Genomic DNA, 13,113 nt, shown 5'->3' on the forward strand with positions numbered 1-13,113 from the left:
CAGGTGTAGCCAGATTTGATGGCCATTACGACACTGTTTGCAGTGCTCATGGACCTTGGGTTCATTGGTGATAGGGTAGCCGCAACCCTTGCAGCTTCGCTTTTCTAGTCGGGCAATCTTCTGTATCATCAATCCTGCTCCAATATATGTGCGCATCCGATGCCAGTCGGTGCGCACTTTTTTTTGGAAAGTACGCGGCGCACAGTTGATGAGGTTTCTTATGCGGCCTTTTCTCGGGCGTCATCGCGCTCTTCGATGGCGTCGAGTCGCCATCGAGTGCACCCCGGTGAAAGCTTGAAAGGCTGTGGCAGGTTGCCGCTATTGACCCACCGCCAAATAGTGCAGCGGGAGACGTTGTACCGCTCAGCAAGCTGTATATCGCTTACGTACCGCGTGGATTGCGTACTCACTTTGATTCACCTCTTTGCGATTAACATCAGTGAGGTGAGCGTTACCGATTTGGAGTGTGGCGGCACTCGAATACGGAGCGAACTCAGTTCGTTCCGTATTTAGCGTAGAAAAGACGCCGTGATTTGCGCTAATTCAGTTCTTCCGCGCGCTTGACAATAGCCTTCTTGGTGAGGTCAGTGACACGAGGTAGCGTGAGGCCCGCTTCTTTGGCTATGTCGCTCAACCTAAAGTGAGTTCGAAATGTGTAATTCTTGTGCAGCCTTAGATAGGCATGGGCTGCATTGTCTAGGTCTCTTTGCCTGTATTGTTTTCGCGCTTTCCCAGACTGTTGGCCGCCGCGTTGTCTGGTTGCGGCTTGATCTTGGCGCAAGTTTCGCGCTTCCTGAGCTTCACCAATGTCTTCAAGAGTCATCTCGTGCCCTAAAGAACTGATTAATGCACTCATTAGTGCGGATGCTCTGTCGAGATTTGTACGAACTAGTGCGCGCCGGCAAAGTCCCCATATTCTCCGCGCCCGTTCCATGTGCTTAGTACCAAGCTCCTCTTCTTCATTCAGTCCGCTAGAAGCTTCAAGCATGGCTTGAATCTCTTGAAGGCTCCACGGCTCAACAATAGGAATGCCCCCCCTTATGCATGCTTCCCACTTGTCGAGAATTGCATTGCGACGACCGCCGGGTGCGAATACGTGTTGGTTGTCGCGAGAAAACTTGCGCCCAGTCACTCTACACCTCGGATTCGTAATAACGACGGCTCAGTCACGAGTGAGCCGCAGAAGTCCGCCCATTCCTGCATTAACTTCTTTCTCTTCGGCATGAGTTCGTCCCGAGCATAAGCCGCCCGCGTTGCATCGGTGCTTACGTGCGCCAACGCAAGCTCACTCACCTCATCAGCAAAGTTTGTCGCTGAGCGGCACCAGTCTTTGAAGGTAGAGCGGAAACCATGCGGGACAGCGTCAACTTTCATGCGCCGTGTCACTGCAGACAAGGACATATCCGACATAGGACCTCCGCGCGCTGCAGCGAATACGTAGTTGGAACCTTCAAATCGGGGAAGCGCCTTCAGTAGATTTAGGGCAGGACGGGACAGGGGGACTTTGTGAGTCTTTCCAGACTTCATGCGCTCGCCAGGTATCTCCCAGACTTTTTCATCAAAGCTGAACTCGTCCCAGGTGGCCAATCGAACTTCACCGGACCGCGCTGCCGTGAGAATTGCGAACTCCAATGCGCGGGCCGCAGTGCCGCTGCGCTTGCGGAGTTCAGTCATAAAGGCAGCAAGCTCTTGCCACGGTAAAGCAGGGTAGTGCCGTACCTTCTGAATCTTCGATGGCTTGGGCAATACGTGTTCTAAGTTACCTTTCCATCGGGCGGGATTCTCGCCGCTCCGGTGCTTGGAAACAGTAGCCCAGGACAGTACTGCCTCTATACGGCCACGCAGACGGCTCGCGGTCTCAGTCTTTGCTTCCCAAATTGGTTCCAGTACGGAAATAACGTGCGCCAAGTCGATCTGATCGACAGGCAGTGAGCCTATGCGAGGGATCGCGTATGTTTCTAGGGTCGTCTTCCATTGCTTTGCGTGTTTCGGGTTTCGGAACTCTTGCGTCTTTGTCCGCAGGAATGCGGTGACTGCTTGTCGGAACGTAAGTCGCTTGGCATCTGCGGCGCGCAGGGCGTCGCTGGCCGCTTGTTTTGCCTCGATGGGGTCAATGCCTTGGCGAATCTGCTCGCGGGCTGTGCGCGCTCTGGTTCGGGCTTGTTCGAGAGTCACAGTAGGGTAGCCGCCCAGCCCAATCTCTCGGCGGCGACCGCCAGCTACCACTCGCAGTGACCAGCTTCGGGCACCTGATTCCTTGACGCTCAGGTACAGTCCAGAGACGCCGCCGACAGCGTGCATGCCAGGCCGCGCCAGACGCTTAACCTGCAGTGCGGAAAGTTCTTTGGCCAGCTTTGGCAAAGTTGGAATCTAACTCTTGACCTACCGTTAGACCCACCATAACATGTGCAATTGGAAGCGACAATACGCGACGGCATGCGGCAAGGGTGAGCAGTAAGTTATTGAAAGTATAGTGGTAAATCGGAAGCGGTGAGACCGACTGCGACACGGAATAGGCAGACACCCTCTCCGCCATTTTCCGGAAAGTGGAAATCTCACTTACAAGAGTGGTCTATTAGCCTCAATAGAAAAAAACGGGTTCCTGGTGTCGTTCTCAGTTTGACTTCAGCGCCATGCGCTCGACAAAAACGGCGGGAAAACTGCACGCTCGTGAAGATGCCAGAATAAATAGCACGATTGAGACAATCTCGCGGTTCGAAATCATCGCACTTTGGGAAGGTCTGTTCTCCCAGCTCGGATCCGTCGGGTCCGCATCATCGAAGTCAGGGGGATAGATTGCCGAAACGCGAATATCGTCGTTTCGCAATTCATGACGCAGTTTGTCGCTGAAGCCGGACTGGCCGTGCTTGGCGGCAAAAAAAGGCGTCGAACCACCGCTGTGGTGATTGCCGAAAATTGCCGATGTTGAAACGATGGTAATGATATCGGCGGCAGCTGATTGCCGGAGTGCGGGCAGCAACTTTTTTGTCAGCAGAATGGTCCCGGTTACGGCGGCTGCCACAGTAGCGACAATGTCATCGTCGGACAAGTCGATCAGGTTACCAGTCGACCACGGCGCTCCGTTGTTTATCAATACATCGACTGTCGCATCGACATTAAGAACATTTTCGTAAGCTGAGTGAATGCTTGATGGACTCGCCAAGTCACACACCACGGCGAGAGGCCTTCGTTCGGTTCTCGTACTGATTGTTGCTGCAACCTCATCGAGGGCCAACTGGTCCCGACCGAGGAGCACGGTATCTGCGCCGTGATCTGCAGCGACGATGGCAAGCGCGCGGCCCAGGCCGCGGCCTGCGCCTGAAATCGCAATGCGCTTGCCACGCAAAAATTTGTCAGTGTTTCCTGGATTGTATTCCACGATATTCGAATGCCTCGGTGCAGATTCCATTACCTGGTCTGACTTGCTATTGATCCGTATTTTTCAGTGTGATCTTTGCCGCTGGCAGACTGAGGTGCAGCAGAACATAGCAAGCACCCGCAGCAATGACGGAGCCCAGCAATATGCCCAGCCGATCACCGCCATAGTACTGGCCGCCACCGTGTTCGAAGGCAAGCCCGGCGATAAACAAGCTCATCGTGAAGCCGATGCCGCAGGCAAACGATATGCCAAGCAATTGTGGCCAGTTTACTTTGGCAGGCAGGTTCGCCATTCGCAGCGCGACAGCGAGACCGACAAACAACATGATGCCGAGCGGTTTGCCTAGTACCAGCCCTGCGACGATGCCCATGGTTACGGGGTGGAGGACCGTGTCGATGGACAGGCCTGACAGCGACAGTCCTGCATTGGCGAAAGCGAATATTGGCAGAATGGCAAAGGCGACCGGGCCGTGCAGATCGTGTTCCAGTTCGCGCAGTGGCGAGCCGCCGTCGGTGTCGCGCATTGGTACACAAAGTGCAACCAGCACACCGGCCAGCGTTGCATGCACGCCGGACTTCAAGACGGCCACCCACAAAACGACGCCGATCAGTACGTACGCGGACACACGCGTGACACCAAGCCGGTTCATCGCAAGTGCTGAACCTAGTGCAACAGCACTGGTGATCAATGCGAGTAAGGAAAGGTCGCCGGAATAGAACAGCGCGATGACGACAATGGCTGCAAGATCATCGAAGATTGCCAGCGTGAGGAGGAAGACCTTAAGCGCGGTTGGTACACGGCTGCCGAAGGTGCCGAGCAGGGCAAGCGCGAACGCGATGTCGGTTGCCATTGGTATGGCCCAGCCGCCGAGCGCTTCCGGGTCGCTGTAGTTGAACGCGACGTAAATGCCGGCCGGCACCAGCATCCCGCCGAATGCGCCCATTGCAGGCAGCACTACCTGCGATACAGATGAAAGTTCGCCTTCCATTACTTCACGTTTGATCTCGAGCCCTATCAGGAAAAAGAACACGGCCATCAGACCGTCATTGATCCAGAGCAAGAGTGGTTTGTTAATGATCAGCGCGCCGACCTGAACGGCGACGGTAGTGCTGAGTAAGGAATCGTACAGGGCCGTTAACGGCGAGTTGGCAATGAGCATCGCCAGTGCGGCCGCAGCGAGCAGCAAGAGCCCACTGGCCGACTCCAGTTGCATGAATTCACGTAGTGCAGACAGGACTTTATCAGATGAAGCAGATCGAGAGTCGGGCATCGAATTCCTTGGGTTGTTGCGCTGACAATGCTTGCCAGCTTAGCAAATCGAAAGTGGCCGGTCCCAACAGTATTCGGAGTATCCAGTGGTACCTAAAGCCATAATAAGCAACGTATTGCCACGGATATACTCGCACCCTGCGCATGCAGCCATTAGCGGAATTTGTCTGGTTGTGGTTTTTTCCGCCTATCCGGCGCAAGGCTCGCAGAGGTAGCAGGCGCTTGTTTGCCGCCGAACGGGGGGGGGTGCACGGGTGCAACCAGCGGAAAGCAGCATTATTCTTTACCACCGCTACATGCTTTTCGGTAGGATGCGGCATTTTTGAAGGCAATAACAATAATAGGAGTAAGCAGTGACCGCTAGCCGAAATCATGATTCAGCAAACCCTGTGTTGAGCCCGTTTCACATTGCGATCCAGGTCCGCGATATTCCCGAAGCACGGGATTTTTACGGCGTCTACATGGGCCTGCCGGAAGGCAGGAGTGATGAGACGTGGGTCGACTTCAATATGTACGGCCATCAGTTTGTGGTGCACCTCAATGCATCGTTGGGTAGAGACGGCAGCGTGGGGAATATCAAGAATCCGGTCGACGGACAGGGCGTGCCGGTGCCACATTGCGGCGTCGTTCTTCCGTTCCCTGAATGGCATCAGCTGGCGCAGAAAATGCGCGACGCCAAACAGGAATTTATTATCGAACCTTACGTTCGATTCGAGGGTGAGCCCGGGGAGCAGGGCACCATGTTCTTTTGCGATCCATCAGGAAATGCCCTCGAATTCAAAGCCTTTAAGGATGTCGAATCCGAGTTGTTTGCCAAATAGGGTGCTCGAGGTTGTCACTGGCGCAGGCTGTGTGTCTGCACGGACGTAGCTACACCGCTGGCAAACAGCGAGCTTCTTACTGAAGAAGTCAGTCGCGTTTTTGAAGGCAGGTGGACCGGTGAGCTCCGGTCCTCCAGTTGATCTCTCGTTCATGATCGCCCGGGACCCGAATGTTCATAAGGTCTCTTGTGAATACAGAAGCGCGGCCGCTTACTTGGTTGGTGAAACTCAATCTCGTGGGTGACATTCGGAACGTTCGGTCTTTGCACGGGTCCCAGTCAATTGTGTCTTGCACCAGTTTTGCTTACCCTGTCTCCATGAAGCCTTCAGCCGCAATTGTCCTGTTCTTGATTCTGTTCAGTGTGCCCGTGGCAGGGCTCGCTGATGTTGCAGGCTTTTGTTTTTCCGTTGAGGAAGGGCCTGCGGGCCAAACGGGGAGCATGGATCACAGCATGCACGATATGGCCGCTATGGACCACGAACAGAGTGCGCCTGTGCTGGATGACAGCCCGTGCTGTGAGTCCTGTGTCGCCTTGTGTGCCACGTCAGTGACACCGACAGCACCGAACGTGGCGGTCAATCTGACCATGGCCGCGGGACTCGAAGTGGCCGTGCAGCCCTTCGCAAAACGTGCACCGCCAGCGCCATACTCCGGATCGCTCTTCCGACCTCCAATCGCTTTCTGCTGATTCGGCACCTGCGGGTCGCCGACGAGTCGCCCTGTTTGATTTGACAGGGTGTGCACACCAATTTGCTTGCGTATCGCCGTGACGCCGCGCGTGCAAACAGCAGGAAGTACTTCAATGATTGATCGAAACAGGATCGGCGCTTCGCGACGCCGGTTTCTTCGCTACGCGGCCACGACCGGAAGCGCCGCATTGCTCGATGCACTGGTTCCGGCCTGGGCGCGTAGCATGAATGTTCTGCATCAGCAGGACGGTCCCGGCAGCGAGCCGCTGGTTTACGACCTGCGAATTGCCGCGCAACGCATGGAGATTGCCGGCGGTACCGGCAATGCCATGACCATCAACAACAGCATCCCGGGCCCGCTGCTGGAATGGTACGAGGGACAGGATGTTGTGCTTAACGTCAGCAATGCGCTGCGCGATGACACGTCCATACATTGGCACGGAATAATTCTGCCGTTCGAAATGGACGGTGTTCCCGGTGTTACCTTTCAGGGCATCAAGCCCGACACGACGTTTCAGTACCGCTTCCCGGTTCGGCAGAACGGCAGTTACTGGTATCACAGCCACTCGGGTTTGCAGGAGCAGGTCGGTGTGTACGGCCCGCTGGTGATACATCCGCAGGACCCGGACCCGGTGCAGTACGACCGCGACTACGTTGTGATGCTGTCCGACTGGACATTCGATGACCCGCACCATGTTATGGGTCGCCTGAAGAAGATGGGTGATTACTATAATTATCAACGGCGAACCTTAAAGGACGTGCTCCACCCCGAGAGTGGAACACGGCGGGAGGCCTTGCGGACCAAGCTGGCGTGGGACCGGATGCGGATGATGCAGTCCGATATCGCCGATGTGGGTGCGACCGCCTACACCTATTTGATGAACGGCCTGCACCCGGCAGGCAATTGGACCGGCCTGTTTACCCCAGGCGAACGTGTACGGCTGCGCTTCATTAACGGTTCGGCCATGTCCATTTTCAATATTCGCATTCCGGGGCTGGCCATGCAGGTCGTCGCTGCCGACGGGCAGAATGTTCAACCTGTGGTCACAGACGAATTTCAGATTTCTACGGCAGAAACCTACGACGTTGTCGTTACGCCAACGGAGGATCGTGCTTTCACTGTGATGGCAGAATCCATCGATCGCAGTGGTTTCGCGTCGGGCACACTGGCACCGAGAGCGGGACTGCGAGCGGCGATACCAGCGCTGCGAAAACCACCAAAACTATCAATGATTGATATGGGCATGGACCACGGTGACATGGAAGTGGGTACGCCGACCAACGACGACAGCAAACAGAACAGCCCTGATCACAACACGATGAACCACGGAGCGATGAATCTCGGGAACCTGCCCCAGAGTGATGCCGACTTGGCAGGCATGGATCACAGCACGATGGATCATAGCGGTATGAACCACGGCAGCATGCTCAGGCGGGATGCTGATAGGGCCCGCATGGATCACAGTGCGATGAACCACGACAGCATGCCCGAGGATGATACGGGCATGGAAGGTATGGGGCACGATGGTCATGACATGGGTGGCAACACTGGCCCGGTTATCGCGCGACACGGCCCCGATCAGCACGGTGCGGGCAATGCAGGCATAGCCGCCGTACAGCGCAATCGCCTCGGCGAACGGGGCATCGGACTGGAGGATGTGGAGCACCGGGTGCTCGTCTACACCGACCTCAAACGACTGGCCAACGACTTCGATGACCGCCCTGCGGATCGCGAGCTGGAACTGCACCTGACCGGGCACATGGAGCGGTACATGTGGTCTTTCGACGGTGTGCAGTTTCATGAAGTGGATGGTCCGATTGAATTTAACTTTGGTGAACGACTGCGGCTGACGCTCGTGAACGACACGATGATGAACCACCCCATTCACCTGCACGGCATGTGGCTGGAAATCGAGAACGGCCACGGCCGCGAAATTCCGCGCAAGCACACGATCAACGTCATGCCGGCATCGCGGGTCTCCATGTTGATCAATGCGGATGCGAAAGGCCGTTGGGCGTTTCACTGCCATCTCCTTTACCACATGGAGATGGGTATGTTTCGTGTTGTGCGGGTGAGTTGAGATGATGAAAATGAAGAGCCGACAATGGTTGCTGTTAACAGTCCTTTTGCTGACCTCGGCCGCGCATGCCGACCGCACTGCCGGGACACCGGACGACTGGGGGCCGCCTATGCACAAGCCAGGCCCGTACTGGAAAGTGGCAGGTGATCGCCTTGAAAGCGGTATCGCCGATGGCGAAGACAGTTATGCCTGGGAAGCGCAGGGTTGGTACGGCTATGACTTCAATCGCTTGCGTTGGAAGACGGAAGGGGAAGGCAGAACCGGCAGTGCGCCTGAGCATGCCGAACTCCAGTTGTTGTTCAGTCGCTTGTTCGCACCTTACTGGGAATGGCAGTTGGGAGTGCGGCACGATTTCCGGCCCAGTGACGGTCGAAGCTTTCTTGTGGCGGGGCTTCAGGGCGTTGCACCGTACGAGTTTGAGATCGACGCTGCCGCGTTTGTCAGTGAGGACGGCGACGTTTCAATGCGTTTCGAAGCGGAGTACGAGTTGTTATTGACACAACGCTGGATTCTGCAACCGGGCTTTGCCGTGGATGCTGCGCTGAGCGGTGTACCAGAAGCCGGAGTTGCCAGCGGCGTAAACAGCAGTGAACTCGGCTTACGGTTGCGCTACGAAATGCGTCGTGAATTCGCGCCGTACGTAGGCATTGAGTGGCGACAGAGCTACGGCAATGCGGCCGATAGGCTACGAAGCGCGGGCGAGGAGACTTCAGCTACGTCTTTGGTTGCGGGTTTGCGTTTCTGGTTCTGAGCCTAAAGTGGCTTGGCGAGGCAGCGAATACTAGTCGCATTGAGATTCTTTGGTGCAAGCTGCTCTCGCCTGATTTCATTTATGCCAACCTGTTCTTCTCACCTGATTGCCGCGGACGGTAATAATCAGTGCTGCAAGCCTCAGGCGACTCAGGCAAACGGCGACAGGTACAAGCTTTCTTTCACTTCTTCCATGACGACGTAACTGCGCGACTCTGCGGCGGCCGGCAGTTCGTTCAGGATTGCACCCAGCAAACGACGGTAGTCGGTCATTTCGGTGATGCGGGCCTTGATCAGGTAATCGAATTCGCCGGACACCAAATGGCATTCCATGACCTCTGGAACGTTGGACAGCTTCCTTCCTACGGTGTCAAACGTGTTGGCAGACTTGGCAGCCAGCTTGAATTCGACGAACACCAGCATCGGTTTGCCCAGTGCCCGCGGGTCAACGCGGGCGTAGTAGCCGCTAATGACGCCGTCGCGCTCCAGGCGTCGTACGCGTTCCGTACAGGGCGTCGCCGACAGGCCTATCCGCTCGGCCAACTCGGTCATTGAAATGCGGCCATCGTGTTGCAAAACATCAAGTATTCGTCGGTCGGTTCTGTCGAGTTCGCGCATTTCACTACTCGCGGTCAAAATAACGGGGTTTGGCAATGGAATTCACTGAAAAAGTATCATAAATAAACGAAAAACACTGCCATTAAGTCAATAAACTGCCAATTTTCAACAGCATAGTAGTGGATTGCCCGACATGCATGTAATCGTCCTTGGTAGCGGTGTTATCGGCACGACCACCGCGTGGTATCTGGCAGAGCAAGGCGCGAAAGTGACCGTGCTTGACCGCAAACCGGCGGTCGGCATGGAGACCAGCTTTGCGAACGCAGGTCAGGTATCGCCAGGGTATTCGACGCCGTGGGCTGCGCCGGGCATACCTCTGAAAGCCGTGAAGTGGCTGATGCAACGGCACGCACCCTTGTCGATACGCCCTGATGGCTCGCTGTTCCAGTGGCAGTGGATGTTGCAAATGCTGCTGAACTGCAACGCGGACCGTTACGCGGTAAACAAAGAGCGCATGTTACGGGTGTCGGCGTTTAGTCGTGAATGCCTGATCGAACTGCGTGAGACGCTGGGGCTGGACTACGAACAGCGCAGTCGCGGACTGACGCAACTGTTTCGCAGTGAAGCGCAGTTCGATGCAGCTGTGCGCGACATCGATGTGCTGGAGGCCTGCGGCATCGAGTATGAATTGCTCGAGGGCGACAAACTTGGGATCGCTGAGCCCGCATTATTGCGCGACGGCCAAAAACTGGCCGGTGGCCTGCGCTTACCGAATGATGAGACAGGCGACTGCCACAGCTTCACGACACAGCTTGCGGAGCATGCCCGCGCGGCTGGCGTCGATTTTAAATTCGGTGTCGACATCGACGGCATGCGCGTTGAAGATGGCGTGGTTCAAGGTATGCACGTTTGTATTGACGGCAGGAAAGTGCTGCTCCGTGCAGACCGCTACGTCATTGCGCTCGGCAGCTATTCACGGCCGTTAGCCAAAAGTATTGGTCTTGATCTGCCTGTCTATCCAGTCAAAGGGTACTCGTTGACGGTGCCGTTGCTGGACGCTGATGCAGCGCCTGTATCCACCGTACTGGATGAGACTTACAAGGTGGCCGTGACGCGCTTCAATGACCGGGTGCGGGTAGGTGGCATGGCAGAGCTTGCTGGCTACGGGACCGAGTTGAATCCTCGCCGGAGGGAAACGCTGGAGATGGTGCTGGAAGACTTGTACCCCGGCTGTGGTGATCTTGAGCAGGGCGAATTCTGGTCGGGCTTGCGGCCCATGACGCCGGATTCAACACCGATCATCGGTGAGACCGCCATACCCGGCGTATTCCTCAATACCGGTCACGGCACGCTGGGCTGGACGATGGCCTGTGGTTCAGCCAAATTGCTGTCCGACATTGTCGTTGGCAAACGCCCCACCATACGTTGCGACGACCTGAGTCTCAGTCGTTATGGGCGCAAGGCGTACCGGCGGCCCCGTGAGTGGAATCCTACGCCGGCGTAGGCTGCCGCACAGTCGCGCGCATTGTTCAGCAGCTCACGCTCAGCTGAACAATCGGCTGTGCTCGATTTTCAAGCAGCGGTCCATGACCACCTCAATGCCGGCGTCTTCCGCCTTGTTTGCCGCGTTCACATCGCTGACGCCCAGTTGCAGCCAAAGAAAGGCCGGCTTATTCCGCAATGCCAGCAGCTCGTCGACGATGCCGGCCACGGCGTCGGAGCGGCGGAATACGTCAACCATCTGAAACTCGTCGGGTATGTCGGCCAGCGCCGCATAGACCCGTTCTCCGAGGATGGTTTGGTCAGCATCAAGTGTCGGGTTTACGGGAATGACCCGGTAACCCTTTTGCTGCAAATAGCGCATGACGCGATGACTGTCGCGATTGCCGCGCGGGCTGGCGCCGAGCATTGCTATCGTATCGGTGTCATCGAGTATTCTTCGGAGCTCGTTGTCGTCGTACTCATCTTGTGCGCTGCTCATAGTTTGTCCTACCAGAAATCGAAATATACTTTGCGTCTTGCTCGCACCGGTTGTTCGGGCGGGTGACCGGCGCCTGTATCTATACTAGCAACAACACGGCCGCACATCGTTACTGCGGGCTTCAAAGTTCGGGCCAGGTCACCGGCCGCGGATGGCGGGTGGCGCACGTGAATGGACGTCGTCCGTTTGCAACCGCGGCAAAGCCTACTATCATGCAGGACCCTGAATTAACCACAGTTTGTTGGGACCGATACTATGCCGGGATTGTATTTCGAAGAGTTTGAGGTTGGCCGGGTCTTCGAGCACCCCATCCGCCGGACGGTCACGGAGGCAGATAATGTCTGGTTCAGCGCACTGACCCACAATCCGCAGCCTTTGCACATTGATGCCGAATTCTGCAAGTCCACCGAATTTGGCCGGCCGCTGGTCAACAGTTGTTTGACCTTGTCGTTCATGGTGGGCATCTCCGTCAACGAGACCACCCTGGGAACGACAGTTGCCAATCTTGGCTGGGATGATGTCAAGTTCCCCAAGCCACTGTTTCACGGTGACACCATCCACGTTCAGACTGAAGTGCTGGAATTACGCGAAAGCAAGTCACGCCCGGATAACGGCATTGTCGTTTTCGAGCATCGCGCATTCAATCAGCACGATGAGTTGGTCGGCGTCTGCAAGCGTTCGGCGTTGATGTTGCGGAAACCGTAGTGAATCGCAGCTACCTTTTTGTCCCGGGCGACAGCGAGCGTAAGCTCGCCAAGGCACGTGACAGCGGTGCTGACGCGCTGATCGTCGATCTTGAAGATTCTGTTGCGCCCAACGGGCGTCCGGCCGCCCGTCGTCAGGCAGGCGAATTTCTTGCTGATCGTGCCGTGCAGGAATTGTGGTTACGCATCAATCCACTGGACTCCGAAGATGCTCTGCTCGACTTGCGAGCAGCATTTCCCGGAGCGCCGCACGGTATTGTTTTGCCCAAGGCAAATGGTGCGTCAGACATCGCTCGGCTGGATGACTTGCTTAACGGTTTTGAAGCAGAACACGGCTTACCGATGGGGCAAACGAAGATCATGCCGCTGGTCACCGAGCGGCCGGAGGCGCTGTTTCGTTTGCATGAATACGCGGGCAGCAGCGAACGCTTAGCCGCCATGAGCTGGGGGGGCGAGGATCTCAGCGCGGCGGTAGGCGCGACCCGTAATCGCGACGAACATGGAAACTGGTTGGCACCGTACGAACTGGCGCGCAGCCTTTGCCTGTTTGGTGCGGCGGCTGCCGGTGTCGATGCCGTCGACACTGTGTTTACCAACTTTCGCGATGTGTCCGGACTGGCAAGCTATGCCGCGGCAGCTCGCCGTGATGGCTTCAGTGGAATGCTGGCAATACATCCTGCGCAAGTCGCGGCGATCAATGCAGCGTTTACGCCGGGCAAGGATGAAATACAACGTGCGCAGCGTATCGTCGCATTATTTGCAGATTCGCCTGATGCCGGTGCGCTGGGCCTTGATGGCGAGATGCTGGACAGGCCGCATCTGCTTCAGGCTGAGCGACTGCTGCGGCTTGTTAGCAAACTCAACTGATCACTTTCAATAA

The 13,113-nt window shown here is 56.3% G+C and carries 13 protein-coding genes; 7 read left to right on the forward strand and 6 right to left on the reverse strand.

What is annotated here, in order from left to right; all coding sequences use genetic code 11:
- Positions 1 to 538: 538 nt before the first annotated feature.
- The 4 genes from BA177_RS06200 to nhaA form a co-directional block, all read right to left on the reverse strand.
- Complete coding sequence (locus BA177_RS06200) at positions 539 to 1,132, reverse strand: hypothetical protein (RefSeq protein WP_068614267.1); 594 nt, start codon at positions 1,130 to 1,132, stop codon at positions 539 to 541.
- Positions 1,129 to 2,361: a tyrosine-type recombinase/integrase gene (locus BA177_RS06205; RefSeq protein ID WP_068614270.1), complete on the reverse strand. Its 1,233-nt coding sequence runs from the start codon at positions 2,359 to 2,361 to the stop codon at positions 1,129 to 1,131. The genes BA177_RS06200 and BA177_RS06205 overlap by 4 nt, the downstream gene beginning before the upstream one ends.
- A gap of 253 nt (positions 2,362 to 2,614) precedes the next feature.
- Complete coding sequence (locus BA177_RS06210; RefSeq protein ID WP_082989912.1) at positions 2,615 to 3,409, reverse strand: SDR family NAD(P)-dependent oxidoreductase; 795 nt, start codon at positions 3,407 to 3,409, stop codon at positions 2,615 to 2,617.
- Between the two features lie 16 nt (positions 3,410 to 3,425).
- Positions 3,426 to 4,649 carry a Na+/H+ antiporter NhaA gene (gene nhaA / locus BA177_RS06215; RefSeq protein ID WP_068614274.1) on the reverse strand — a complete coding sequence of 408 codons (1,224 nt, stop codon included), beginning with the start codon at positions 4,647 to 4,649 and terminating at the stop codon, positions 3,426 to 3,428.
- 352 nt (positions 4,650 to 5,001) lie between these two features.
- On the opposite strand from nhaA, the gene BA177_RS06220 reads away from it, so the two are divergent.
- From BA177_RS06220 to BA177_RS06235, 4 genes are all read left to right on the forward strand, one after another.
- A complete protein-coding gene (locus tag BA177_RS06220; protein ID WP_231892492.1) occupies positions 5,002 to 5,469 on the forward strand; it encodes a VOC family protein in 468 nt (155 codons plus the stop codon).
- A 317-nt stretch (positions 5,470 to 5,786) separates the two neighbouring features.
- Positions 5,787 to 6,158, forward strand: coding sequence for a hypothetical protein (locus BA177_RS06225; RefSeq protein WP_068614280.1), 372 nt, complete (start codon positions 5,787 to 5,789; stop codon positions 6,156 to 6,158).
- A gap of 114 nt (positions 6,159 to 6,272) precedes the next feature.
- Positions 6,273 to 8,240 (forward strand): copper resistance system multicopper oxidase, encoded by a 1,968-nt coding sequence (locus tag BA177_RS18870; protein ID WP_068614283.1) that lies wholly within the window; start codon positions 6,273 to 6,275, stop codon positions 8,238 to 8,240.
- Between the two features lies 1 nt (position 8,241).
- Positions 8,242 to 8,991 (forward strand): copper resistance protein B, encoded by a 750-nt coding sequence (locus BA177_RS06235; RefSeq protein ID WP_197493363.1) that lies wholly within the window; start codon positions 8,242 to 8,244, stop codon positions 8,989 to 8,991.
- 149 nt (positions 8,992 to 9,140) lie between these two features.
- Here the strand turns inward: BA177_RS06235 and BA177_RS06240 are convergent, their stop codons facing one another.
- Positions 9,141 to 9,608 carry a winged helix-turn-helix transcriptional regulator gene (locus tag BA177_RS06240; RefSeq protein ID WP_068614286.1) on the reverse strand — a complete coding sequence of 156 codons (468 nt, stop codon included), beginning with the start codon at positions 9,606 to 9,608 and terminating at the stop codon, positions 9,141 to 9,143.
- A 133-nt stretch (positions 9,609 to 9,741) separates the two neighbouring features.
- On the opposite strand from BA177_RS06240, the gene BA177_RS06245 reads away from it, so the two are divergent.
- Positions 9,742 to 11,052: a D-amino acid dehydrogenase gene (locus BA177_RS06245; protein WP_068614290.1), complete on the forward strand. Its 1,311-nt coding sequence runs from the start codon at positions 9,742 to 9,744 to the stop codon at positions 11,050 to 11,052.
- 39 nt (positions 11,053 to 11,091) lie between these two features.
- Here BA177_RS06245 and BA177_RS06250 read toward each other — a convergent pair whose 3' ends face one another.
- Positions 11,092 to 11,529 carry a CoA-binding protein gene (locus tag BA177_RS06250; protein ID WP_068614291.1) on the reverse strand — a complete coding sequence of 146 codons (438 nt, stop codon included), beginning with the start codon at positions 11,527 to 11,529 and terminating at the stop codon, positions 11,092 to 11,094.
- Positions 11,530 to 11,784: 255 nt separating this feature from the next.
- Here BA177_RS06250 and BA177_RS06255 point away from each other — a divergent pair, with 255 nt between their 5' ends.
- Both BA177_RS06255 and BA177_RS06260 read left to right on the forward strand, forming a co-directional pair.
- A complete protein-coding gene (locus tag BA177_RS06255; RefSeq protein ID WP_068614294.1) occupies positions 11,785 to 12,234 on the forward strand; it encodes a MaoC family dehydratase in 450 nt (149 codons plus the stop codon).
- The gene (locus tag BA177_RS06260) at positions 12,234 to 13,100 is read left to right on the forward strand and encodes an HpcH/HpaI aldolase/citrate lyase family protein (protein WP_068614297.1); all 867 of its coding nucleotides are present in this window, start codon (positions 12,234 to 12,236) and stop codon (positions 13,098 to 13,100) included. The genes BA177_RS06255 and BA177_RS06260 overlap by 1 nt, the downstream gene beginning before the upstream one ends.
- Positions 13,101 to 13,113: the final 13 nt, after the last annotated feature.

The sequence above is a fragment of the Woeseia oceani genome (assembly GCF_001677435.1).
GTDB lineage: Bacteria > Pseudomonadota > Gammaproteobacteria > Steroidobacterales > Woeseiaceae > Woeseia > Woeseia oceani.